General features: G+C 72.7%; 18 protein-coding genes. 7 read left to right on the forward strand and 11 right to left on the reverse strand.

Annotation, left to right across the window (positions count from 1 at the left end; genetic code table 11):
• From FXF51_RS17435 to FXF51_RS17450, 4 genes are read right to left on the reverse strand one after another with little or no spacing between them, the layout of a single operon-like run.
• The gene (locus tag FXF51_RS17435; protein ID WP_148435532.1) at nt 1-3,258 is read right to left on the reverse strand and encodes a glucodextranase DOMON-like domain-containing protein; all 3,258 of its coding nucleotides are present in this window, start codon (nt 3,256-3,258) and stop codon (nt 1-3) included.
• 57 nt (nt 3,259-3,315) lie between these two features.
• The gene (locus FXF51_RS17440) at nt 3,316-4,629 is read right to left on the reverse strand and encodes an MFS transporter (protein ID WP_148435533.1); all 1,314 of its coding nucleotides are present in this window, start codon (nt 4,627-4,629) and stop codon (nt 3,316-3,318) included.
• 10 nt (nt 4,630-4,639) lie between these two features.
• On the reverse strand, nt 4,640-6,157 hold the full coding sequence (locus FXF51_RS17445) for an acyl-CoA synthetase (protein WP_148435534.1): 1,518 nt from the start codon (nt 6,155-6,157) through the stop codon (nt 4,640-4,642).
• A complete protein-coding gene (locus FXF51_RS17450) occupies nt 6,154-6,915 on the reverse strand; it encodes an enoyl-CoA hydratase/isomerase family protein (protein WP_262379598.1) in 762 nt (253 codons plus the stop codon). Before FXF51_RS17450 ends, FXF51_RS17445 begins: the two co-directional genes overlap by 4 nt.
• Nucleotides 6,916-7,026: 111 nt before the next feature.
• On the opposite strand from FXF51_RS17450, the gene FXF51_RS17455 reads away from it, so the two are divergent.
• The 4 genes from FXF51_RS17455 to FXF51_RS17470 all read left to right on the forward strand — a co-directional run bounded on the left by FXF51_RS17455 (nt 7,027) and on the right by FXF51_RS17470 (nt 11,070).
• Nucleotides 7,027-7,920 (forward strand): LysR substrate-binding domain-containing protein, encoded by an 894-nt coding sequence (locus FXF51_RS17455; RefSeq protein ID WP_148435536.1) that lies wholly within the window; start codon nt 7,027-7,029, stop codon nt 7,918-7,920.
• A gap of 147 nt (nt 7,921-8,067) precedes the next feature.
• Nucleotides 8,068-8,823 (forward strand): polysaccharide deacetylase family protein, encoded by a 756-nt coding sequence (locus FXF51_RS17460; RefSeq protein ID WP_148435537.1) that lies wholly within the window; start codon nt 8,068-8,070, stop codon nt 8,821-8,823.
• 75 nt (nt 8,824-8,898) lie between these two features.
• Nucleotides 8,899-9,519: a hypothetical protein gene (locus FXF51_RS17465; RefSeq protein WP_148435538.1), complete on the forward strand. Its 621-nt coding sequence runs from the start codon at nt 8,899-8,901 to the stop codon at nt 9,517-9,519.
• Nucleotides 9,520-9,624: 105 nt separating this feature from the next.
• A complete protein-coding gene (locus FXF51_RS17470; protein WP_148435539.1) occupies nt 9,625-11,070 on the forward strand; it encodes a PepSY-associated TM helix domain-containing protein in 1,446 nt (481 codons plus the stop codon).
• A 58-nt stretch (nt 11,071-11,128) separates the two neighbouring features.
• Here the strand turns inward: FXF51_RS17470 and FXF51_RS17475 are convergent, their stop codons facing one another.
• On the reverse strand, nt 11,129-13,324 hold the full coding sequence (locus FXF51_RS17475; RefSeq protein ID WP_148435540.1) for a serine/threonine-protein kinase: 2,196 nt from the start codon (nt 13,322-13,324) through the stop codon (nt 11,129-11,131).
• Between the two features lie 119 nt (nt 13,325-13,443).
• Between FXF51_RS17475 and FXF51_RS17480 the strand changes: the two genes are divergently transcribed.
• The 3 genes from FXF51_RS17480 (at nt 13,444) to FXF51_RS17490 (ending at nt 15,504) form a co-directional block, all read left to right on the forward strand.
• Nucleotides 13,444-13,767 carry a hypothetical protein gene (locus tag FXF51_RS17480; protein WP_148435541.1) on the forward strand — a complete coding sequence of 108 codons (324 nt, stop codon included), beginning with the start codon at nt 13,444-13,446 and terminating at the stop codon, nt 13,765-13,767.
• Nucleotides 13,768-13,797: 30 nt separating this feature from the next.
• Complete coding sequence (locus FXF51_RS17485; protein ID WP_148435542.1) at nt 13,798-13,992, forward strand: hypothetical protein; 195 nt, start codon at nt 13,798-13,800, stop codon at nt 13,990-13,992.
• A gap of 81 nt (nt 13,993-14,073) precedes the next feature.
• Entirely contained in the window at nt 14,074-15,504 is a 1,431-nt protein-coding gene (locus FXF51_RS17490; RefSeq protein ID WP_148435543.1) for an alpha/beta fold hydrolase, read from the forward strand.
• A 109-nt stretch (nt 15,505-15,613) separates the two neighbouring features.
• On the opposite strand, the gene FXF51_RS17495 is transcribed toward FXF51_RS17490, so the two are convergent.
• The 6 genes from FXF51_RS17495 to FXF51_RS17520 form a co-directional block, all read right to left on the reverse strand.
• Nucleotides 15,614-16,447 carry a DUF1963 domain-containing protein gene (locus tag FXF51_RS17495; RefSeq protein WP_148435544.1) on the reverse strand — a complete coding sequence of 278 codons (834 nt, stop codon included), beginning with the start codon at nt 16,445-16,447 and terminating at the stop codon, nt 15,614-15,616.
• 63 nt (nt 16,448-16,510) lie between these two features.
• Nucleotides 16,511-19,297: a DUF5682 family protein gene (locus FXF51_RS17500; protein ID WP_148435545.1), complete on the reverse strand. Its 2,787-nt coding sequence runs from the start codon at nt 19,295-19,297 to the stop codon at nt 16,511-16,513.
• Nucleotides 19,294-20,406, reverse strand: coding sequence for an ATP-binding protein (locus FXF51_RS17505; protein WP_148435546.1), 1,113 nt, complete (start codon nt 20,404-20,406; stop codon nt 19,294-19,296). The genes FXF51_RS17500 and FXF51_RS17505 overlap by 4 nt, the downstream gene beginning before the upstream one ends.
• Nucleotides 20,407-20,417: 11 nt before the next feature.
• Nucleotides 20,418-21,743, reverse strand: a complete 1,326-nt coding sequence (locus tag FXF51_RS17510; protein ID WP_148435547.1) for a vWA domain-containing protein — start codon at nt 21,741-21,743, stop codon at nt 20,418-20,420.
• Nucleotides 21,740-23,137, reverse strand: coding sequence for a hypothetical protein (locus FXF51_RS17515; protein WP_148435548.1), 1,398 nt, complete (start codon nt 23,135-23,137; stop codon nt 21,740-21,742). The genes FXF51_RS17510 and FXF51_RS17515 overlap by 4 nt, the downstream gene beginning before the upstream one ends.
• A 37-nt stretch (nt 23,138-23,174) precedes the next feature.
• On the reverse strand, nt 23,175-23,666 hold the full coding sequence (locus FXF51_RS17520; RefSeq protein ID WP_148435549.1) for a hypothetical protein: 492 nt from the start codon (nt 23,664-23,666) through the stop codon (nt 23,175-23,177).
• Between the last annotated feature and the right edge of the window lies 1 nt (nt 23,667).

Raw genomic sequence — 23,667 nt, forward strand, 5'->3', positions numbered from 1 at the left:
TCATGGGACTGGTATCGCCGGGACGGTCACCGGGCCGAGCAGCGGGTTCAGCACGTCCGTCTGCGACTGCCCCGGCGGCACCAGCACGTCGAGGGCCTTGGGCACGGTGCCCGGGTCCACCGCGCACAGCGGGTCCGTGCCGCCCACCGCGCACACCCCGAACTGGTACGGCTGCGGCGTGGCGGCGAACGGCCTGGCCTGGTCGGCGCTGAACCCGTCCTGCCCGGTCAGCACCACGGCGAAGCGCCACCCGGGGCCCGGCGTGCCGAACGTGGCCTTGGGCAGGGCGATCGTGATCGTCCGCGTGGTGCCGGACGCGCGCACCACGGCCCCCGCCGGGGCCGCGCCGCCGGCCGTCACCCACACCGGCGCGGCGAAGCCCTGCGCCTCGACGCGCTGCGACCAGGCGTCCTGCTCGGCGATGCGGTGGTTGCGCTGCGGGAACGCCGCCTCCGTCGAGGTCGTGGCGACCGCCGGGTCGCGGACGTACACGTCGAGGAGCTGCGCGCCCATCTGGTTGCCGAAGGTGGGGGTGAGGTCGCGCAGCACGGCCCGCAGGTAGACGGTGCTCGCGTCCGTGATCACCTGGAACCTGCGCAGGTCGAAGGCGCCGTCGTGGAAGTCGGCGGCGGTCGGGTACGCGTACGTGCCGGGCCCGTGGTCGTCGCCCTCCGGGTCCTCGACGTCGAGCACCGTGGTGGCGTCCACGATGTCGCCGACGACCGTGCGCCGCGCGTACCCGGTGCGCCCGTCCGGGGCGGTGACCGTCACGGTGATCACGACCTCGCCGAACGCGACCGGCGCGAGCGCCGCGAAGCCGCCGTCCGCGCCGGCCCGCACGGAGACGACCTGGGTGGCCGCGCCGGTGTCGATGGGCGTGGCGGCGACCTCCACCCGCGCGCCGGGAACGGTACTGCCCGTGACGGGCACCGACGTGCCGGTCACGGGGGTGCCGTCGGACGGGGCGGTGACGGTGAGCGGGGCGGCCTGCGGCGGGTCGGCGTAGCGGCGGCGCACGATCTCGGGCTGCTCGACGGGCCTGGCGGAGCCGAGCGACAGGATGAGCCGGACGACCTGGGCCTGCGCCCACGTCAGCGGCGACGCCGAGCCCGCCGGGCCGCCGTCGCGGAAGCCGATGGAGGCGGTGGCCGGGTCGGCGCCGTACGGGGAGGCGGGCAGGCCCGGGTTCTCCCACGCCTGCTCGGGGATCAGCCCGGTGCCCGACGCCATGGCCCGCATGGCGGACAGCAGCGCGGCGGCCGTGCCCTGGTCGCGGGTCTGCAGCGCCTGCTCGGCCCGCTCGCCCGCCAGCACCGGCCACACGTGCCCCGAGCCGTTGTTGCCGGTGGGCCATGGCTTGCCCGACGGGGCGCAGGCGGTGGGGTCGGGCTCGTGGCAGTCGCCGTAGCCGTCCTCGGTGCCGGGGGTGTCGGAGCCGTAGCGGTACCAGCCGGGCCCGTTCGCCGTGTCGCGCCTGATCACCCGGTCGACGACGGGGAGGCTGGCGAGCACGTCGGGGTCGTCGGGCGGCAGGATGCCGAGCCTGGTCAGCTCCAGGAAGCCGGCGTCCACCACGCGGCGCTGGTCCTCGGTGGGGCCGCCGTTGCCCAGGTTGTAGGAGACGGCCGCGTCGGGGTCGCCGCCGCGTGACAGGCGCAGGAAGTAGCGGGGCGCGTACGGGCCCGTCGTGGTGACCGTCCACGCCTTGACGGAGCGGGCGAAGTGGTCGGCCGTGGCCCGGTAGAGCCTGGCCCGCGCCTGGTCGCCGTGACGGGCGGCCAGCTCGCCCGCCGCGACGAGCGCGGCGATCTCGGCCGCGATCGTGGACGGCGAGTGGCCCGACTGCTCCTCCCACCGCTCCACGCCGAACGCCGGGCCGTGCGAGACGAGGAAGTCGGCGGCGTCCCGCACGTCGTCCCACACGCCGGTGAGGCCCGACTGGTAGGCCATCAGGATCGGGTACGCGGTCTCGTCGAGCTGGTCGCCGCCCGAGTCGGGGGCCAGTCTGCCGTTGAGCAGGGAGTTGCGCGGCAGGCGGCCGTCGGGCAACTGCTGGCGTTCCAGCAGGAAGCGGGCCGTGGCGCGGGCGGTGGCCACGTCGCCGGCGGCCAGGAAGCCGGTGAACGCCTCGTACAGGTCGCGGGAGAACACCTCGCGGTAGGAGCCGAAGTAGATCGCCTTGCCGCCGACCAGCTCGCCCGCGCCGACCGCCTGGCCCCACGGGCTGGCCAGGGAGGCGACGACCGCGCCAGGGAACGTCTTGTCCTCGCTGGCCTTGAGCACGTTGGCCGAGAGCCGGTAGAGGCCGTCGAGCGCTGCGGGAGGCCTGCGCAGGCTCGCGTCGTAGGCGGCCCAGCCGGCCTCGTAGCGGGCGCGGGTGGCCTCGAACGGGCGGGCGGCGGCGTCGGCGGCGGTCCGCAGCGCGGCGGCCCTGTCGCGGCCGAAGCCGAGCGCGAACGTGACCTCGCCCCTGGCGTCGATCGGCAGCCGGGCGGTGGCCACCACGTTGCCCGAGGGCGCCTCGGTGTGGGTGGTCAGCTCGCGGGCCGTGTCGAGCTGGGCGGCGCCGTCGCTGGGCGTGCCCGCGTAGCCCACGCTCGCCTGCGGCAGCCGCCGCTGCGCGCGCAGCGCCAGATGGGTGGGGACGGCGTAGTCGCGGGCCGGGGCGGAGGTCTGCGTGTTGTCGTCCCAGACGACGGGCGCGCCGGTCCGCTCGTCGACGATCGCGTTGTCGGGGCCGCCGTTGGGCTCTCCGCCGCCGCCGTTGCCGTTCACGCTCGCGTCGAGCCTGGCGTACAGGCGCAGGCCGGGCGGCTGGAGGCGGGCGCGGACCACCACCGCGTTCCTGTCGGGGTCGGTCAGGTAGGTGGTGGTCAGGCGGTAGCGGCCCGCCTTGCTGACGGAGGTGATCGTGCAGGTCATGCCCGACCGATCGGTGGCCACCTGGTAGGTGGTGTCGCGGGCCTGGAGCTCGGTGAACGTCCTGCCGTCGGTGACGGCGAACTGCATGGTCTCGACGTTCGTGTTGTCGATCGTGGGCTCGTACACGTCGGACAGGACGCCGCCCGCCACCGTGTACCAGACCTTGGAGGAGCGGGACGTCGCGGTGCCCACGCAGTCCTTGCGGGCCAGGCCGAAGTGCGACGGGAGGCCCGGCCCGCCCGGCGCGGGGGCCTGGGCGAGCACCGGGTCGCGGGGGACGGTCACGAGCGCGACGACGACGATCAGGGCAAGAACGGATCGGCGGATCGCGCGCATGCGGGGCTCCCCTCCCTACCCCGATGGGTTCGAGAGAAGACCAGCCCTCCCCCGCTGTCAACCCCGAGCGGCGGGAACCGTGGCGTCCACGCCCCGGTCCAGGCGCAGGCCGCGCGTCTCCTTGAACGAGGTCAGCACCACGACCAGCGACACCACCGCGATCACCACCATGTAGAAGGCGGGCGCGATGGCGCTGCCCGACGCCGACACCAGCCCGGTCGCGACGAACGGCGCGGTGCCGCCGAACAGCACGTACGCGGCGGTGTAGCCGATGGCCGAGCCGCTCGCCCGCACCTTCGCGGGGAACATCTCCACCAGCGCGGGCACGTTCGAGGTGCCGATCACCGACACCAGCATGGCCAGCAGCGAGGTGCCCAGCATCGCCCCGGCCAGCCCCGACCCCATCAGCCAGAACGCGGGCAGCGGCAGCAGCACGAACCCCGCGCACGCCGCGATCAGCATCGGCCTGCGCCCGAACCGGTCGCTGGCCCTGGCGGCGAAGAGGCAGGCCACGCTGTACGCGAGCATCGACACGACGTTCGTGAGCTGCGACTCGCTCTTGGAGTACCCCAGCTCCTCCGACATGTACGCGATCATGTAGCTGCTCATCAGGTAGTACCCGACGGCGTTGGTGATGCTGTAGCCGAACAGCGTGGCGATCTGCCGCCCGCAGCGCCGCACGGCCTCCCGCAGCGGCGCGGGCTCCACCTCGTCGTGCTTCTCCAGCGCACGGAACACGGGCGTGTCCTCGACCTTGGAGCGCAGGTAGAGCCCGATGAGGCCGAGCGGCGCGGCCAGCAGGAACGGCACCCGCCAGCCCCAGCTCTGCAACGCCTCCGTGGACAGCGCCGAGGTGATCAGGAAGCCGACGCCGGAGCCCGCCACGCTGGCCAGGCCCACGGTCACCGGCACGGCGGCGGCGAAGCGGGCCCTGCGGCCCTCCGGCGCGTACTCGACGATGAACGCCGACGCGCCCGTGTACTCGCCGCCCGTGGAGAAGCCCTGGGCGCAGCGCAGCAGGAACAGCAGGATCGGCGCCGCCATGCCCCAGGAGGCGTAGGTCGGCAGGATGCCGATGAGGAACGTGGCCCCGCTCATGGTGAGCACGGTCAGGGCGAGCATCCTGTTGCGGCCGAGGCGGTCGCCGTACCGGCCGAAGAAGGCCGCGCCGAGCGGCCGGGCGATGAACCCGCCCGCGAAGATCGCCCAGGTGGCGAGCAGCGCGGCCGTCTTGTCGTAGTCGGGGAAGAACAGCGCGGCGATGGTCGCGGACATCACGGCGTACGCCGCCGAGTCGAACCATTCGACGAAGTTGCCGATCGCGGAGGCCAGCGAGACCTTGCGCCGCACGGCGGAATCCTGGGGGGTCATGGGTGCTCCCTTACTTGGTGGACCGGCTGCGGAGCTGGGCGCGCTGGATCTTCCCGCTCGCCGAGCGGGGCAGCTCGTCGACGAACTCGACCTCCCGCGGGTAGGCGAAGCGCGAATGCGTGGTCTTGGCGAACTCGCGGATCTCCCGTGCCAGCTCCTCACCCGGCCGGTGGCCGGGCGAGAGCAGGACCCACGCCTTGACGGCCTGGCCGCGCACGGGGTCCGGCACCCCGGCCACGCCCACGTCCGCGACGGCCGGGTGGGCGCGCAGCGCCTCCTCGATCTCGTCGGGGCCGACGCGGTAGCCGGAGGTCTTGATCACGTCGTCCACGCGGCCGAGGAACCAGTAGTAGCCGTCCTCGTCCACGCGCGCGTGGTCCTTGGTGTGGAACCAGTCCCCGCCGAAGGTCTCCCGGGAGGCCTCGGGGCGGTTCCAGTAGCCGAGCGGGAACTGCGGGTTGCTCCGCGCCCGCAGGCAGATCTCGCCGACCTCGCCCTGCGGCACCGGCCGCTCCCGCTCGTCGAGCAGGGCGACGTCCCAGCCGGGCAGCGGGCGCCCCATGGAGCCCTCCTTGACCGGCTCGCCGGGGAAGTTGCCGATCAGCGGGTACGACTCCGTCGAGCCGTAGTAGTCGAGCAGCGTCACCCCGAACTGGTCGCGGAACCAGCGGATCAGGTCGGCGGTGAGCGGCTCGTTGGCGCAGCACACGGTGCGCAGGCGCTGCGGGTAGCGGGTTCCCGCGTCGGGCACCTGCTCGCGCGTCTTGCGCAGGAACGTGGGGTTGACCAGCCCGGTCGTGACGCCGTTGCGCGCCATGCCGTCCAGCAGCCCGTCGGGGTCGAAGCCGGCGGCCGGCCGGTACACGTAGTGCACGGCGCCGGCCCGCAGCGGGCCCATGAGCTTGGCCATCGACCAGGCCCACTCCCCCGCGCCGTAGAAGACGTCGCCGGGGCGCAGGTCGTGGCAGACCTCGAACTCGTTGTGGCCGAGCAGCGTGCGGTGCGCGTGCACGATGCCCTTGGCGGGGCCGGTCGTGCCGGAGGTGTAGAAGATCAGCGCCGGGTCGTCGGCGGCCGTGTCGGCGTCCGTGAACTCCGGCTTGAACCGGGCGAGCGCCGGGTCGTCCACGTCCACCACGATGCCCTGGTAGCCGCCCGCCCTGCGGACCGCGCCCGCCTCGGTGACCAGCACCGACGCGCCCGAGTCGGCGAGCCGGTAGGCGATCTGGTCGTCGGCCCAGAGCAGCGACATGGTCACCAGCACGGCCCCGGTGCGCAGGACCCCGAGGTAGGCGGCGGGCGTGTCGGTGCGCTGCGGCAGCATGACGGCGACCCGGTCGCCGGGGCGCACGCCGGCGCCCTGGAGGCAGGCGGCGATCTGCCGCGAGCGGTCCTGGATCTGGCCCCAGCGGATCTCCTCGTGGGCGCCGGTGTGATCCTCGAAGATCATCGCCAGGTTCTCGCGGGGGTGGCGGTCGGCCACGTCCACGGCCATGTTGTAGCGTTCGGGAACGCTCCACCCGGTCATCGGGCGCTCCTTTCCAGGAACCTGTTCATCTCGCGCTGCGGCTCGCCGGAGGCGTACGCGGCGGCGTGCACCTTCTTGGCCGCCACCACCGCGTCGGCCAGCGCCTGGCTCTCCAGCTCGCGCAGCCGCCCCTTGGTCAGCGCCACGGCGCCCGGCGGCAGCGCGGCCAGCTCCCTGGCCTGCTTGACGGCCTCCGCGAGCACCTCGCGCTCGCCGACGAGCCTGGTCAGCAGGCCCAGCCGTTCCGCCTCCGCCCCGTACACCAGCCGTCCGGTCAGCGCGAACTCCGTGGTCCTGGCGCGGCCGAGAATGTTCCACATGGCCCAGATGCCGGTGATGCTGGGGATGCCGGAGAGCACCTCGGGCTGTCCCATCCGCACGCCGGCGTGGCCGACGCGCAGGTCGGCCAGCAGCGCGTACTGGAAGCCCGAGCCCGCCGCCACCCCGTTCACCGCCGCCACGACCGGCTTGTCCAGGTCGAGCACCGCCCGGTAGAGGCGGTCGAAGCCGTCGATCCAGGCGTCGGAGGCGGCGTGGTCGTCCGGGTCGATCGTGGCCGTCTCGCCCAGGTCCTGCCCGGCGCAGAAGGCCCGCCCGGCGCCCGTGAGGACGACCGCGCCCACCTCGGGGTCGGCGCCCGCCTCGGCCAGCAGCGCGATCAGCCGCTCGCGCATCTCGGCGGTCCAGGCATTGAGCTTCTCCGGCCGGTTCAGGGTGATCACCGCGACGGGTCCGTCACGGTCCAGCAGCACAGTCACAATCGTCCCTTCGCAGGTCAACGGGCTTGCCGGGATACAACCAGGTGTGACGGGGCCGTGGCCAACATCAATGGAGTCCCTTGGCGATATCAGAGCGATATGGTGAGGCGGATGGAGCTGCGTCACCTGCGCTATTTCGTCGCCGTGGCCGAGGAGCTGCACTTCGGCCGGGCCGCCGAACGGCTGCACATGGCCCAGCCGCCGCTGTCCCAGCGCATCCGCGACCTGGAACGGGAGCTGGGCGTGCGGCTCTTCGACCGCAACCCGCACCGCGTCTCGCTGACCGAGGCCGGCGCGCTGCTCCTCGAACACGCCCGCGGCGTGCTCGACCAGGCCGACGCCGCCCGCGAGGCCATGCGGCGCATCCGCCCCGGCGCGTCCGGCGTCCTGCGGGCCGGTGTGCCGCCCGACACCACGCCCATGGCGCTGCGCACCCTGGTGGCGCGCTTCACCGAACGCGTCCCCGACGTGCTGCTGCAACTGCACGAGCTGACCACGGCCAGCCAGCTCGCCAAACTCCGCGCCGAGGAGCTGGACGCGGGCCTCGTGCGGCACCCCTGCGACACCGTCGGCCTGGAGTCCAGCGAGGTCGTGCACCGGCGGCTCGGCGTGGTGCTGCCCGCCGATCACCGCGCCGCCGAACAGGACGTGGTACGGCTGCGCACACTCGACGGCTCAGCCTTGGTGATCTTCCCCAGGGAGATGGCGCCGCACCTCTACGACCACGTGCTGGAGGCCTGCCGCGACAACGGCTTCCTGCCCAGCGCCATCCGGCACGCCCGCAACCCGCACTTCGTCCACGGCCTGGTCATGTCGGGGCTGGGGGCGCACCTCAACGAGGAGCCGTACGACGAGCTGCCCGCCGGGCTGGTGTGGCGGCCGATCGACGAACCCCGGCTGACCTGGTCCACCTCCGCCGTGTGGCCTCCCGTGCAGGGCGGGGAGGTCGTCAGCGCGTTCGCCGAGGCCGCGCTGGCGGGGCTGCGGTCGGTCGGGCACGTCTGAGCCCTGTTACTCATCCGGGACACGATCCTGTGCGAACCAGGAGCGGCGGCCAGGAGTCCAACCATTTGGAACGATCCCTGCGGGGTCGTCTTATGGGGGACATGCACCGGGGGCGGTGCTCGTACAGGGGGATTCATGAACATCGGCATGAGACGGGGGACCTCGCGAGCGATCGCCGCGGTCGTCCTGACGGCGGGGCTGGGCGGCGCGGGCACGCTCGCCACCACCCCGGAACCCGCACAGGCCAGTACAGCCGAGGTGGCCTTATCCGTGGGCGCCGCCGCCGAGGCGCCCGCGGCCAAGCCGGTCGACTGCCGCCGCGTGAAGTGCGTGGCGCTCACCTTCGACGACGGCCCAGGCAAGTACACGGACGCGCTGCTGCGCACCCTGGCGGCCTACGACGCGCGGGCCACGTTCTTCGTCGTCGGCCAGAACGTCGCCGCCTACCCCGGCGCCCTGCGCAGGACGTACGCGGCCGGCCACGAGATCGGCAACCACAGCTGGTCGCACCCCGACCTGACGAGGCTGTCCGCCGCGTCGGTCCGCTCGCAGTTCTCCCGCACCGACCAGGCGATCAAGGCGGCGATCGGGATCAGGCCGAAGCTCGTCCGCCCGCCGTACGGCGCGTTCGACACGACGGTGCGGCGGCAGGCCGGGCGGCCGGTGGTCATGTGGAGCGTGGACACCCTGGACTGGCGCTACCGCAACAGCGCCAGGGTGGCCCGCAAGGCGGTCAAGGCGGTGCGGCCGGGCAGCGTCATCCTGTTCCACGACATCCACCCCACGACCGTGCGGGCCATCCCGAAGGTGCTGAAGGCCCTGTCCAAGCGGGGCTACCGGTTCGTCACGGTCAGCCGGCTCTTCGGCGGCAGCCCGCCACGGCTCGTCTACAGCCGGGGCTAGTCACGAACTTGTCTCACATGCGTTGAACCTCGCCCGCCGGGCCGCCGTATCTGTCCGTGTGAGCGGTGATCGCGCATGAACTCCGACCAGAAGGGACGCGGCACCGGCAGCAGGGACACCGCGCAGGCCGGGCGGCCCGGCCTGCGCGGGCTGCGGGCGTCGGTGTTCGCGGTCGTGTGCGTGCTCGCCGCCCTCGGGATGCACGTCCTGGCCGGAGGGCCCATCGCGGGCCTGGGCACGGTGGTCGTGGCGACGGCCGCAACGGGTGCGGGCGCGTTCGCGCTGGCCCGTCGGCGACGATCCACGGGTACGCTGCTCGCCGCGTCGTTCGCGGCCCAGTACGGCATGCACCAGCTCTTCACCTCCTCCTCCGCGGTCCATCACCCATCCCACGTCGATCATCACGGCGGCGGGCTCTACGGCGGGCTCGGGATGCTGATCGCGCACGTGCTGGTCGCGGCCGTGTCGGCGTGGTGGCTGGATCGCGGCGAGACGGCGCTCGCCCTGCTGCTGCGGTTGCTGGCCTGCTCACTCCCCGGCCTGTGGGCCCTGCTGACCGCACGCCCCACCCCGCCACGCAGGTCGAAGACACCACTGACCGCCGGCTCCGGCGGCGTTCTCACCTCACAGGTGCTCGCCTGGGCTCTGTGCCGGCGGGGGCCGCCACGGCAGGGGATCGAACCCGGCATTTCGTGACCACGAAGCGTGCGGACGCCCGCCGTCCCCACGCCTGCCTTCCCCCTGCCTGAACGCGGTGCGCGCCCGGCCCCATACACGCGCGCCTCCGGAACGGAGCCCCCCATGACCTCTGTCGAAACGCGCCCGGAAACGACCACTCCGCCCACGACGGCGAAAGCCCCGTCCCAGCGCTACCGCACCGTGTGGCGCTGGCACTTCTACGCCGGGCTCTTCGTCGCCCCCGTCCTGCTCGTCCTGGCCGTCACCGGCGGCATCTACCTGTTCAAGGAGCCCTTCGAGGAGTGGCGCTACCAGGACGTGCGCACCCTCGCCGAACCCGTCACCGCCGCCCGCCCCCTGTCGGAGCAGATCGCCGCCGCCCAGCGGGCCCGCCCGGGTTCCCCCGTCATGTCCGTCATCCCGCCCACGTCCGCCGACCGCACCACCCGTGTGATCCTCCAGGGCGCCGAGACGGGCCCGTGGGCGCAGGGCGTCTCCGTGTACGTCGATCCGGGCACGGCCACCGTGACCGGGCAGATCGACGACGGGGCCACGTTCATGCGCGTCGTCCGGACCATCCACGGCGAGCTGATGTCCGGCACCGTCGGGGACCGCGTCGTCGAGACCGCCGCCTGCTGGGCGCTGATCCTCGTCGCCACCGGCGCCTACCTGTGGTGGCGCGGCCGGCGTACCCGCAGGAAGCCCACCCGCCCTGGACGCGGGCGGCTGCGGCGGCTGCACATCCTCACGGGGCTCGGCGGGGGCGCGGTGGTCGTCTTCCTCGTCCTGTCCGGCCTGCCGTGGTCGGGCGTGTGGGGCGACGCCCTGCAACGCGTCCAGGAGCGTACCGGCTCGACCTACCCCAGCGCCGGCGACTTCCCGCACACCTCCGACCCGTCCCTGTCCGGCGACCTCTCCAGCAACCCGGACGCCAAGGTGCCCTGGGCGGCCGAGCGCCTGCCCGTCCCGCCCTCCCAGGACGGGCACGCGGGACACCACGCCGCGCACGGCGTCCTGCAGCCCGGCGCCCTGCCCATCGAGAACGCCCTGGCCGCCGCCAGGCCCGCGATCCGGTCCTGCCCGCCGGGCGAATGCGACCTCAAGGTCCTGCTGCCGGAAGGCCCGCAGGGCGTCTACACGATCGTGACCGACCCGCGCCGCGACCCGTCCGCCGCGCAGACACTGCACGTCGACCAGTACAGCGGGCGGGTGCTGGTGTCGTACGGGTGGGAGGAGTACGGGGTGCTGGCCAAGGCCGTCGAGCAGGGCGTCGCCCTGCACGAGGGACGCCGCTACGGCACCGCCAACCTGGTCGTGATGCTGGGCGCCTGCCTCACCATCGTCACGCTGGTGGTCACCGGGGCGTGGATGTGGTGGAAGCGCCGCCCCCGTGGGCGCGCCGGCGCTCCGGCCCGGCCCACGGATCGGCGGACCGCTTATGGGGTGATGGCCGTCATGGGGGTGCTGGGGGTGGTGTTTCCGCTGGCGGGGGTGACGATGGTGGTGGTGTTGCTGGTGGACTGGCTGGTGGTGCGGCGGGTTCCACGGCTCGCGCGCGTCCTCGGCTGACGACATCCTCAGCCTGCCGGTCAGCGGTTGGGCTGACGCGACGTCCTTGGTCCGCCGGTCAGCGGTTCAGCGGCCAGATGCGTGCCGTCTGGTCGCGCCCGCCGGTGACGGCGATCGGCCTGCCGTCGAGCAGGCCGATCGCCGCCGCCCACACCGCGTCGTCGTGCCCGGTGAACGGCGTGCCCAGCTCAGCGCCCGCGTTCAGATCCCAGACGCGAGCCGTCCTGTCCTCGCTGCCGGTCACCGCCACCGGAACCTGCCCCAGGTTGCCGATCGCCACCGACCAGACCGGCCCCGTGTGTCCCGTCAGGGGCCCGCCGATGGGTTTCCCGGTCGTCAGGTCCCAGACCCTGGCCGTCGTGTCCTCGCCGCCGGTGATCGCCACCGGCACCCCGTCCACGTTCCCGAGAGCCACCGACCGCACCCAGCCGGTGTGCCCGGTCATCGGCGCGCCGGCCTGCTTGCCCGACGCCAGGTCCCAGACGCGCACGGTCCCGTCGTCGCCGGTGGTCACCGCGATGGCCCGGCCGCCGACCTGCCCCGCCGCCACGCCCCAGACCGCGCCGTCGTGGCCGGTGAGCGGCTTGCCGAACGGCTTGCCCGTGCGCAGGTCCCACACGCGGGCGGTGCCGTCGGCGGACGCGGTGACCGCTACGTGCCGGTCCCCCATCCGGACGGTGGCCACGCCCTTCACGTCGCCCCCATGGCCGGACAGGACGCGAGCCTCGCCGGTGCGCAGGTCCCAGACGCGGGCGGTGTCGTCGTCGCTCGCGGTGACGGCGATCGCGGTGCCGTCGAGCTGGTCGAGCACCACCGACCTGACCCATTCGGTGTGGCCTTCGAGGGTGGAGCCCAGTTGCCTTGAGGTGCGGAGATCCCACAGGCGGGCCGTCTCGTCGTCCGAGCCGGTCAGGGCTACGGGGGCGCCGCCCAGGGTGCCGAGGGCCACTGCGCGGATGTCGTTGGTGTGGCCTTGGAGGGGCTCGCTCGGCTGGGTGCCTTGTGCGGTGGTGCTGAGGGTGGCTACCAGGGGGGTCACGGTGCCTGGGCCGGGCTGTTCGGGCCACAGGGTCGCCGTCAGCACGGCGGCGACGACCACGAGGGCCACCCCAGCGGCCAGCAACGCCCGCCGCGGCACCCTCTGCCTGCGTGGTGAAGGTGCGGGCGGTGCGGATCCGGGCGCCGTGCGCGTGGGCGACACAGGCGTGGGCGACACGGGCAAGGTGCGCGAGGTGGGCGTGGGCGACACGGGCGAGGTGGGCGTGGGCGGCATGCGCGTGGGCGGCGCGGGCGAGGTGGGTGGGGGCGAGGTGGGTGGGGGCGAGGTCAGGGCTCGCGTCGTGCGGCCGGTCTCGTCAGCCGGATCCCAAGGCGCGGTCACCGCCCCCTCGCCCGCCACGCCGCCGCCCACCACGCCGCCGCTCGCACCGGCCGCATCCCGCGTGACCTCCGGACCGTCCCCACCGGTCAGCACGCGAACCAGCTCATCAGCCGTGAGCCGCCGCCCCGGATCCTTGTCCAGACAGGTCACCACCAGCCCCCGCAACGCCCCCGGCACCCCCGCCACCTCAGGCTCCTCATACAACAGCGCCCGCAGAACAGCCGCCACCGAGTCCCCGGAGAACGCCCGCCGCCCCGTAGCCGCGAACACCATGGTGGCGGCCCAGCTGAACACGTCCGCCGCCGGCCCGACCGGATCCATCCTGACCTGTTCGGGCGCCATGTACCCCGGCGTCCCCACCGCACCGGTCTGGGTGACGGCATGGTCGAGCGCCCGCGAGATGCCGAAGTCGATCACGACCGGCCCCTCGGGGCCGAGGATGACGTTGCCGGGTTTGAGGTCGCGGTGCACCACCCCGGCCCGGTGGATCGCGGCCAGCGCGGTCGCGGTGGCCACCGCGAGCCGTTCGAGGCCGCCGCCCGTGCGGGGCCCGTCCCGCCGGACGACCCGTTCGAGCGAGTCACCTCGTACGTACTCGCTCACGATGTACGGCCGCTCGTCGTGCATCCCCATGTCGAGCACCCGGGCCGTGCAGAAGGGCGCGACGCGGCGCGCCAGCTCGACCTGGCGGAAGAAGCGGCGGCGGGCCTCGGCGTCGTCCGACATCCTGGCGTGCAGCACCTTGATCGCGACCTCGTCGCCGGACGGGCTCAGCCCCAGGTAGACCGCCCCCTGCCCGCCTTCCCCGAGAAACGCGGTGAGCCGGTATCCAGCGATCCGCCCGAGGTTCTCTCCTTGTCGCGGACGTGACACTGTCCACCTCTCCCCCGTGCGCAGGAGCCTCAGCACGGATACTACGATTCCGCCCGGCCCGCCGGATTACCTGCTATGGCGATATATGCGGGTTTCCTGGTGCTTGTCATGGAATGGTCATGCGCTTTTCGTCGGGTTTTCATTTCCCGGACAGGCGCGCGGCAGTCGACGACCAGGCCATGCAGGTGCAGGTGAACACCCGCACATCCGGCACCCTGGGCTTCGGGAAGGGCAGCGTGTGCGGCGCCGACCTGCGGGTCAGCATGTCCACACGGCAGAAAGGCGCCGGCCCTCCCTACCGCGTCGTCGCCGAGGGCAGAAACGCCTACGTGACCAATGCCGGCATCGCCAAAACACGTTCCTGGGTGCACGCGAAGACCTCCGGGCGCGAAACAGCGTTCTCGACCTGGGCGTCACTCCGGCGAGCCTGCAATTCATGCTGAAGAACACCTCGGAAGTGGCGACCGGCGAATATGCGGGCACCGCCTCGCTCGCCGGACGGCGACTCCACGGCCTATGACCAGATGACCTTCCACACCGACACCAGGTTCTCGGGCTGCGGCGGGTGCTCGACGGCGGCCGGCAGGGTCGTCAGCGAGAAGAAGCTGGACGCCAAGACCCGCAAGGCCGTCATCAAGGCGGGTCATCCGGAGAGCGGCCCCTTCTGAGGCTGAGCTAGTCCTGGCACTACCTCGAAGACGGGCCGTACCACGATCGAGGTCAGGGCAGGGAACGACGAGCCTGGAGGCATGAGACTTTTCGCGATCATCGCCCTGGCCGGCACCTTCGTGGCAACCCCCGCCGCGGCACAGGACACACTCCGCTGGGGCCCCTGCGAGGGCCCCGAACGTCCGCAGGACCTGCGTTGTTCGACCGTCCAGGTGCCGGTCGACTGGGCGAGGCCGGGCGGGCGCAAGATCACCATCAAGGTCGCCAAGCTGCCCGCCACCGGACGGTCCGAGGGCACGGTGTTCAGCGTGCCCGGCGGCCCCGGCGTCTCCGGGATCGACGACCTCACCGGCGACCGCGACGACTTCACGAAACTGCGTGAGCGGTTCGACGTGGTCAGCCTCGAGCCGCGCAACGCCGCCACGTACGGGCTGCTCCCCCGCGAGTGCTTCACGACGGGCCCGTGGATCACCCCGCCCCGCACCCGCGCCGAGTACGCCCGCCTCGGCGCGACGATCCGCGAGGGCGCGCTGAAGTGCAGGAACGCCGACCCGGCGTTCTACGACAACTTCAACTCGGCGTCCGTGGCGCGCGACATCGACGCGATCAGGGCCGCGCTCGGCGAGCGGCGGCTGAGCTTCCTGGCCACCTCGTACGGAGGCGTCACAGCCGTCACGTACGCCCGCCTGTTCCCCCAGCGGCTCCGGGCCGTGTACCTGGACGGAGTGATCAACCAGCTCCGGGACACCACGGCAGACGCCCGGGCGCGGTTCGAGGAGGGCGAGGAGCAGTTCGGACGGTTCGTGGAGTGGTGCGCGTCGGTGCGGGACGTCTGCGGGCCGGGCGACATGGGCGCGCGCTGGCGGAAGCTGGTGGCCACGGCCGACCGCACGCCCCTGCCCGTCGAGGGCGACTCGGCCACCTACACCGGGTTCGACCTGCAGACGGCCGCGATGCCGAACCTGCGCACGCCGGGCCCCGCGCCCGAGTATCCGCGCTGGCGGCAGCTCGCCCAGGCCATCAGGCAAGCCGAGGCGGGGAACGCGGGCGGGTTCGCGAAGTACATCAAGGCGGGCACCGGCAGCCCGAAGCTGATGTCGCCGGTGGCCATGAACATGACCCACTGCGCGGACGGGCTCCGCTACCGCGACTACCGCGAGTACCAGGCGGTCCGGGCGATGGGCGAGAAGCTGTCGCCGAACCTCGCCGGCACGGGGGTGTGGCACCGGCTCGGCTGCGTGGGCTGGCCCACCCCGGTGAAGAACCCGGCCGGCCCCCTGCCCGCCGGCCTGCCGCCGTTCCTCGGCGCGGGCACGTGGGGGGACTACGCGAGCACGGCCGACATCGTGCGGCGGGTGCCAGGGTCGGCGACGGTCCGGTACGACGGGCACGGCCACGGGCTGTACCTGTCGGGCGACGCGTGCACGATCGCGCACGCGAACGCGTACCTGATGGACCTGCGCCTGCCCGCGCCCGGCACCACCTGCCGCCCGACGACGGCGACCGGCTGACGGACAGGCCCCGCGACGACGACCGGCTGACGGACAGGCCCCGCGACGACGACCGGCTGATTGGACGGGCCCGCGTCGCCGACCGAGCCGAGGGACAGCCCACGGAAGTTCAGCAGCAGCGCATGTCCGCCCCGGCCTGGCTGAAGTCGCCCGCCAGGAACGCCTTCACCGGGATCGTGAAGTACATCGTCCCGGCGTCTCCCCAGCCCCATCCGAGCTCGGCGTCCTCCGCGAGCTGGAGCAGGTGGATCGCGGGGCCGTCGGCGTCGCGGCCGGTGACCGGGGAGGCGTAGGAGGTGTCGGGCCAGCCGAAGGCGCAGTGGTGGCCCGCGGTGTTGCCGTCGAGGCCGTCCATGGTGTTGAGGAGGAGCGACGGGACGCCCCAGTGCTCGTCCCTGTCGTAGTCGAGGTCGCCCTCCTCGACGTCCCAGCAGTCGGGGAGCATGGTCACCGGGGCCGCGTGGACGGGGGTGGCCGGGTAGCTCCTCGCCGGTTCCGGTGCGGGCGTCTCGACGGCGCGCGCGGGGTCGGCGGGGATCACGCGGCACGCCTCGGGGTCGGACAGGTCCAGGTCCTTGTACACCTCGTACGGCACGTCGGGGTCGAGGTAGAAGAAGTTGAGCAGGCCGGGTCGCGTGGGCAGCTCCTCCCCGAGCCAGGGGGCGAGGGCGCCGGTGTCGAGCACGGCGTGCGGGGACAAGGGAAAGCCGCCCACCTCGGGCCACGCAGTGCCGGGTTCGAGCAACGCGGGCCCACCCAGCCGACACCAGCCGGTGGCAGGCGCGCCAACCCGAGCGGCGTCATGGCCGGTGGCATGCGCGGCGGCCATCGGACGGTCCAGCAGGAAGCCGCGCCGGGCCATGGCCACGAGCTGCCCGCCCGCCTTCTCGCCGAGCCGTTCGACACAGACCCGCAGCATCTCCCCCGAGTCATCAAATTTCATGACAAAAATCCTCTCAACCACCACCGGCCGGGCCACGCGGCACGTGACCCGACCGGCGATCCGTCAGGCCAGCAGCCCCGCCACCGCCAGCACCGGCTCAGGATGCCCGGCCAGCAGCGCACTCACCTCCCGATGCTCATCGCCCCCGGCCGCGAGCCACTCGCCCGAGCACCCGAGCACCCCCGCGACCGCGTCGCACGCGTCCGGATGCGCCAGGAGCAGCGACGCCACAGGCCCGGAAGCCACCGGCGCGGACGTGGCGGCAGGAGGCCTGGGGCGGGCCGTCCACGGCGGCACCCACGCGTCCACCGCCGTCAGCGAGCCGGGGAAGGTGCGCCCCGCCTCGCGGATCAGCACCGGCACCAGCTCCGCCGCCCCGTCCCGCAGCGTGGTGATCAGCTTGGGCAGCCACGGCAGCAGCACGTTGTCGGGCAGCCGTCCGAACGCCTTCGAGATCACCTCCACCACGAACCCGGACAGCCCGGGAGCGGGCTCCATGGCCTGCACGAACCCCATGATGTAGAGCGGGAACGACGGCACGACCAGCGGGTTGGCGAGCAGCTCGTCGCAGCGGGCCCGCAGGTCGGCGATCGGCAGGAGGCCGAGCTGGTGGTGGGCCGCCCACAGCAGCGCCACCTTGTCGGGCGACTCCGGGTGCGACTGCTGCACCGCCAGTTCGAGCTGCGCCCTGTCGCAGCCGAGCGCCAGCGCCAGGCTCTCCATCGTGAACAGGAAGCCCAGCATGGCCGCCACCTGCCGGACGCCGGTGTCGTCGTCCACGAAGGCCGTCGGCAGCAGCGTGCAGTAGTGCGCGTAGCCGGTCGTCACGAACGACTCGCACCAGGCGGGCAGCTCCGGCTCGTTGGCCCGGTAGTAGGCGAGCAGCCGCCGGATGCGGCGCAGCACCTCGGGCGCGTCGTCCACGGTGCGTTCCGCGGACAGCAACTCCACCGCGCGCGTCCCCAGCTCGTCGGCGAAGCGCCGGCTGCCGAGGAACAGGATGGAGTCCTCGACCGCCGCCAGCGCGACCGCCGCCGTGGCCTTGGGGTCGTGCACCGAGCGCCGCAGCCGCTGCTCCAGCACCTGCTCGATGGTGACGCCCTCGTAGCCGAGCTCGATGATCGAGCGCTGGTGCTTGCCGAACGCCAGGTCCCAGCTCTCCTGGATCGAGCGTTCGCCCAGCCTGCGCTCGCCCATGATGGGCCGCACCGCGTCGGACGGCAGCAGGTACCGCAGCATCCACAGCAGGTCGGAGCAGGGCACCAGGTCGGGCTCGGCGTTCAGGTCGAGCAGCGCCCGCTGGATCGTGCGCTTCTCCAGGTCCAGCCCGAGCGGCGCGAGCCGGTCGTAGACGTTCCTGGCCAGCGGCGGCAGCGCGTCGTAGCCGACCTCGCCGACGCGGTCGCCGCCGAGCAGGATCTCGCACAGCCGCCGGATGTCGCGCCTGCCCGGCACGGCGTCCTTCTCGATGCACGTGACGGCGGCGTCCTGGAAGTCGTACGGCGTGGGCCTGGCGCGGTTGCGCATGCCGGCCAGCAGGATCGAGGTCTCGTAGACCGCGATCGCGTCGGCCGTGCTGGCCAGGTAGCCGTTGCGGCGGGCCAGCCGGACGATGTCCACCGACCAGCCGACCAGCTCGGCGTCGTCGAGCGGGTCGAGCGCCGGCGGCCTGGACAGGAACCCGGTCAGCTTGTCGGCCACCTCGCCCGCGGGCGCGGCGGGCGCGGGCAGCTTGGCCGCCCGCTTGCGCGCGCCCTTCTGCCCTTCGAGCTGGAACGGCGTCAGCTTGCCGCGCGTGAGCGCCTTGGCCCAGGTGGCCGCCGCGATCGACACCGAGCCGGAGGCCAGCCCGAACTGCGCCTCGATGGCCGAGTGGCTGGACGGGATGAGGCCGTACAGCCACTTGGTGGCGGTGCGTGGGCTGATCTCGTACGGCGCCTCGGACCTCAGGCCGAACTGCTCGACGTGGCTGGCGGCGTGGAAGGCGCCGCACACGTACAGGCAGTCGGCCGGGTCGGCGCCCGAGGTGGCCAGGTGCTCGCGCATCCTGGCCCACATGTAGCGCTCGCGCTCCTCGTCCACGGCCAGCCGGCCGCCGTCGGGGCGCAGCCGGCGGAACAGGCTGCCGATCAGCACCATGACCTGGCGGTAGGTGTCGTAGTCCGCGCCGGACAGGGGCTGCTCGACGTACTGGTCCCACCACTCCGACCAGTGGCGCACCTTGCCGTGGTGCAGCAGGTGATCCTCCAGCTCCGCGAAGCCGGGCCGCAGGTCTCCGATCTCGACGCCGACGGCGTCGCCGTGCAGCGCCGCCTCCTCGTCCTTCGGGGTGGCGGGCTCCTCCTCCTTCGGCGCCCACTGGAAGACGTGGTCGGTCGAGCGGTCGACCAGCACCAGCTCGACGCCGGGGGTCTCCAGCGCGTACGCGATGGCCTGGTACTCGGCCGACGCCTCCGTGATGGGCGCCACCACGGACAGCGGCGCGGACTCCTTCGGGAAGCCGTCGAGGTCCGTCGCGAACGCCTGCAGCGCCACCGGCAGGCGGCAGTTGCGCAGCTCGGTGAGCAGAGGCTGGAGGTCCTCGCACAGCTCCAGGTAGATGACCTTCGGCTGCTTCTCGCGCAGCCTGCGCAGCATCGCCAGCGCGGAGGCCGGCGAGTGGTGGCAGACCGGGAAGATCTCCAGCTCCTCACGCAGCGCCCGGTCCACGTCCTCGACCAGGCCCGACAGGATGCCGGACACGGCGACGGGGCTGCCGGCGAACTGCTCGGCGGCGTCGAGGAGCTGCCCGCGCAGCGCGTCGAAGGGGCCGGTGCGGGCGCCCGCCCGCTCGCTCGTGCGTCCGGTCATGACAGGGTGGCGATGGCCTCGCGGCCGCCCTCGAGGAACTCCGGCCACTCACCGCCGGCCTTCTTGCTGCGGGGCTCGACGACGCCGTGCCAGTACTTGTTGAGGATGGCCAGGTCTTCTGGGCTGCGCCGGGCCAGCGAGCCGACCAGCGACCCGGCCAGCGTCTGGGCGCGCAGCACCCGGTCGCCGAAGAAGTGGCTGTGCAGGATGGCGTCCTCCAGCACGCCGATCTGCTCGGCCGTGGACAGCGCCGACTCCAGCTTCTCGTCGTCGCTGGTGGCCGAGGCCGCCGCCGACCGCAGGTCGGCGAAGCTCTGCAGCAGGATGTCGAGCAGCGTGGGCGGCAGGTCCAGCTCGATCTGGTGCCTGCGCAGCAGCTCCTCGGTACGGAAGCGGACGATCTCCGCCTCGCTCTTCTTGTTCGTCACGACGGGGATGCGGACGAAGTTGAAGCGCCGCTTGAGCGCCGAGGACAGGTCGTTGACGCCCCGGTCGCGGCTGTTGGCGGTGGCGATGATGGAGAAGCCGGGCTGGGCGAAGACGATGTTGTCGTCGTCGAGCTCGGGGATGGAGACGTACTTCTCCGACAGGATCGAGATGAGCGCGTCCTGCACGTCGCTGGTGGAGCGGGTCAGCTCCTCGAAGCGGCCGATCACGCCGCGCTCCATCGCCGTCATGATCGGCGAGGGGATCATCGACGCGCGGGACTGGCCCTTGGCGATGACCATGGAGACGTTCCACGAGTACTTGATGTGGTCTTCCGTGGTGCCGGCCGTGCCCTGCACCACGAGGGTCGAGTTGCGGCAGATCGCGGCGGCGAGCAGCTCGGCCAGCCAGCTCTTGCCGGTGCCAGGGTCGCCGATCAGCAGCAGGCCGCGGTCGGATGCCAGCGTCACGATGGCGCGCTCGACGAAGCTCCGGTCGCCGAACCACTTCTGCGGGATCTCCCGCTCGATGCCGTCGGCGCGCTCGGAGCCGAGGACGAACACCCGGATCATGCGGGGGCTGAGCCGCCAGGAGAACGGCTTGGGCGAGGTGTCGATCGACTCCAGGTAGTCGAGCTCCTCCGCGTACTTCACCTCTGCGGGGGCGCGCAGCATGTCACTCATTCGCCAGTCTCCTAAGTGAGGAAGTTCTTGAGCTCGAAGACGAGCTTGTGGATGTGACCCGAGATCACGGGGGTGCCCAGGTCCTTGAATTTCTTGCGGAACCACGGCTCGACGCTCTGCACGCCGGAGCTGTTGACCGAGCCGACGGGGATGAACTTCACGCCCGACCGGTAGACGGCCTCGATGCCCTCGTAGAGCGGCTGGGAGGCGCCGAACTCGTAGAAGTCGGAGATCCACACCATCACGGTGTTGCGCGGGTCGCTGATCTTGGGGCGGGCCATGGCCATCGCCACCGGCCCGTTGTTGCCGCCGCCGAGGTTGGTGCGCATCAGCACCTCGAACGGGTCGTGCACCCACGGCGTCAGGTCGATCGCCCGGGTGTCGTAGGCGATCAGGTGCACGTCCACCTTCGGCAGCCCCGCGAAGATCGAGGCCAGGATGGTGCAGTTGACCATCGAGTCCGTCATCGAGCCCGACTGGTCGACGACCACGATCAGGCGGGCCGGGGTGGTGCGGTGCGCCGTCTGCTTGTAGAAGAGCCGGTCCACGTAGAGGCGCTGGTCCTCAGCGTTCCAGTTGGTGAGGTTCTTCCAGATCGTGCGCTGGATGTCGAGGTTGCGGAAGACCCGCTTGGGCGGCACCGACCGGTCGATGACGCCGGAGCTGGTCTTCTCCACCTGTGTACGCAGCACCTCGGCGACCTCGTCCACGTACTTGCGGATCAGCGCCTTGGCGTTGGCCAGCGCGACGCCGGAAAGGTTGGACTTGTCGCGCAGGAGCTGCTCGATCAGCGACATGCTCGGCGTGAGCTGCGCGGCCAGCGCCGGGTCGGCGAGCACCTCGCGCAGATGCATGCGCTTGACGAGGTCGCCCTCCAGGCCGGCCAGCACCTTGGCCAGCTCCTCGTTGCCCTGGCTGTGGCGCAGGCCGCCTGGCTCGCAGCCCATGCCGCGCTCGAACCAGCCCGCGTCCTGCTTCCAGCTCTCGAGCTGGGCGGCGCTGACGTTGCCCGAGCCCGTCGCGAAGACGTTCAGCAGCAGCTTGGAGACCAGGGCCGCGCGGCGGACCTCGTCGCCCGCCTCGTGCTCCTTGTCGGCCATCAGGCCGTCGAACTCGGCGGCCAGGCCGGGGAAGCGCTGCACCAGGTTGTCGACCGACACGCCGGGGTCGAGCAGGGCGAGCGGCAGGTCGAGGTCGCCGACGATGCCGAGGCTGGCGGTCTCCAGCGCGGGCTGCTCGTCGGGGCTGAACAGCCGGGACATCAGGCGCCAGTAGAGCACCTGGCGCCGGGTCTCGTCGGCGGTCTGCGTGGCTTCGGTGGCAGGTGTCTCGGTCATTTCCGCAGCAGCCGTCCCGCTCGCTCGCGCAGCACCGCGACCACGTCGCCGTTCCTGGCCTCGGCCTTGGCCGCCTTGGGGTCGGTGGGGCCGAGCGCCCAGTCGCCGTTGTGCACCGTGACCGGCTGCTTCTTGACCGCCGACTGCAGGGCGAGCGGCTGCAGCGACCATCGCCCGCCGTCCCAGCGCACCAGCCCGATGCACCCCGTGGACGCCTTGACCAGCGCGGGGGTGAGCGGGCCGCAGGACGGCAGCCGGTCGAGGTCGAGCGGAACCTTGTTGCCGCCCAGGTCGATCGTCTCGCCGTCGCACTTGTAACCCTCGACGAGGACGGGCTCGGCGATGCGCACGGGATGCCGGTCGAGCGGGGTCACCGCCGGCGGCGTCGCGGCGGCGAGCTGCACCCGCGCGATCGCGAACGGGTCGGCCTCCTCCCCCGCGCGGGCCCTGTCGTCGTGCCACACCAGGTCGCCGCCGGGCAGCAGCGGCATGTCCGTGATGTCCACGCTGCGATGCTCGGCCAGCGCGGCCAGCAGCACCGGGTGGCCGCCGAGCAGCCGCCACACGGTCGGGCCGACGATGGTGTCGACCTTCGCGGCGGCCACGCTGGTGCGGACGAGCCTGCCGGGCTCGCCGCCCCGCTCCAGGATCGCGTGCACCTGGACGCGGACGACGGTGGCGTGCTCGTGCACGTCGGCGCCCAGGACCAGCAGCCGTCCTGACACCTCTTCCGCGTCGCCGCCGTGCGTGCCACTGTGCCACGGGCCGTGCTGGGACAGCAGCATGGCGCGCGTCCACAGGTCGGCCCACCGGCGGGCGGGCAGCCGGTCCATCGTGGCCACCGGGCTCGACGCCCGCAGCTCCGTCGCCAGCCCGTCGAGCAGCACGGCCAGCCCGCGCAGCCCGGGCACGGCCAGCAGCGCCTCGATCGTCTGGTCGGCCGAGGAGACCAGGTCGTGATCGACGCCGCGCCAGCCGACGATGGCCAGCTCACGCAGCCAGACCCGGCAGCCGGCCAGCAGATTGCCGGCCACCTCGCCCTTGCCCGCGCTGGCCTCCCAGGTGGCGCGGGTGCGGCCCAGCGCCCCGTCCAGGCGGGCGAGCAGCGCGTCGTGCACCGCGCCGAACAGCGCGGCACGGGCGCCGGCCAGCGCCGCGAGGTGCTCGTCGGCCACGGAACCGGCGGCCACCTTCTCCACGGCCTCGCCCACCCGCTCACCGATCGGGGTGCCGGCCAGCGCGCCCGCCAGGGCGGCCAGCGCCGCGGCCGGCTCCTCGCCGAGCCTGGCCAGCCCGAGGGTGAGCGCGTCGTCGAACCCCGCCACCAGGTCGAGCGCCTCGCCGACCCCTGCCGGGGCGTCGCCGAGCAGCTCACTGAGCTGTACGTCGAGCATCAGCACACCGCCTTGTCTGACTTGTACGCGATCGGCATCAGCGCACCGCCCCCGTCGCCGGGAACCAGTGCAGCTCGGCCAGCGGCTCGGTGCTGTCGGGCACCTCCAGGTAGGCCAGGTGGCGCAGGAAGCGGCTGAACACGACGGCCGCCGGGGTGCGCTCGACGTGCCCGGTGATCTCATGCATCAGGTTGCCGCCCTCGGGCACCTCGACCCGCAGGTAGCGGGCCACCCGGTCCAGCCCGTACTGGACGACGGCCTCGTCGGCCAGCATGCGGATGTGCTTGCACGCGTAACCGTGCAGCGCCCCGCATGGCCGGTTGTTGTTGGTGCTGCAGCTCAGCGCGTGCGTGCCCGCCGTGATCGACGAGACGTAGACCCGCTCGATGTCGGATCCGCTCGACACGACCCCCTGGAGCCGGCCGTCGGCCAGCTCGACGAAGGGCACCTTGGCGAGCTTGCGCGGCTCCACGGGTGGGACCACCCGGACCACGCTGCGCCGCTCCCACGCGGTACTGTCCGCGTCCACG

This window comes from Nonomuraea sp. PA05 (assembly GCF_008086045.1).
GTDB lineage: Bacteria > Actinomycetota > Actinomycetes > Streptosporangiales > Streptosporangiaceae > Nonomuraea > Nonomuraea monospora.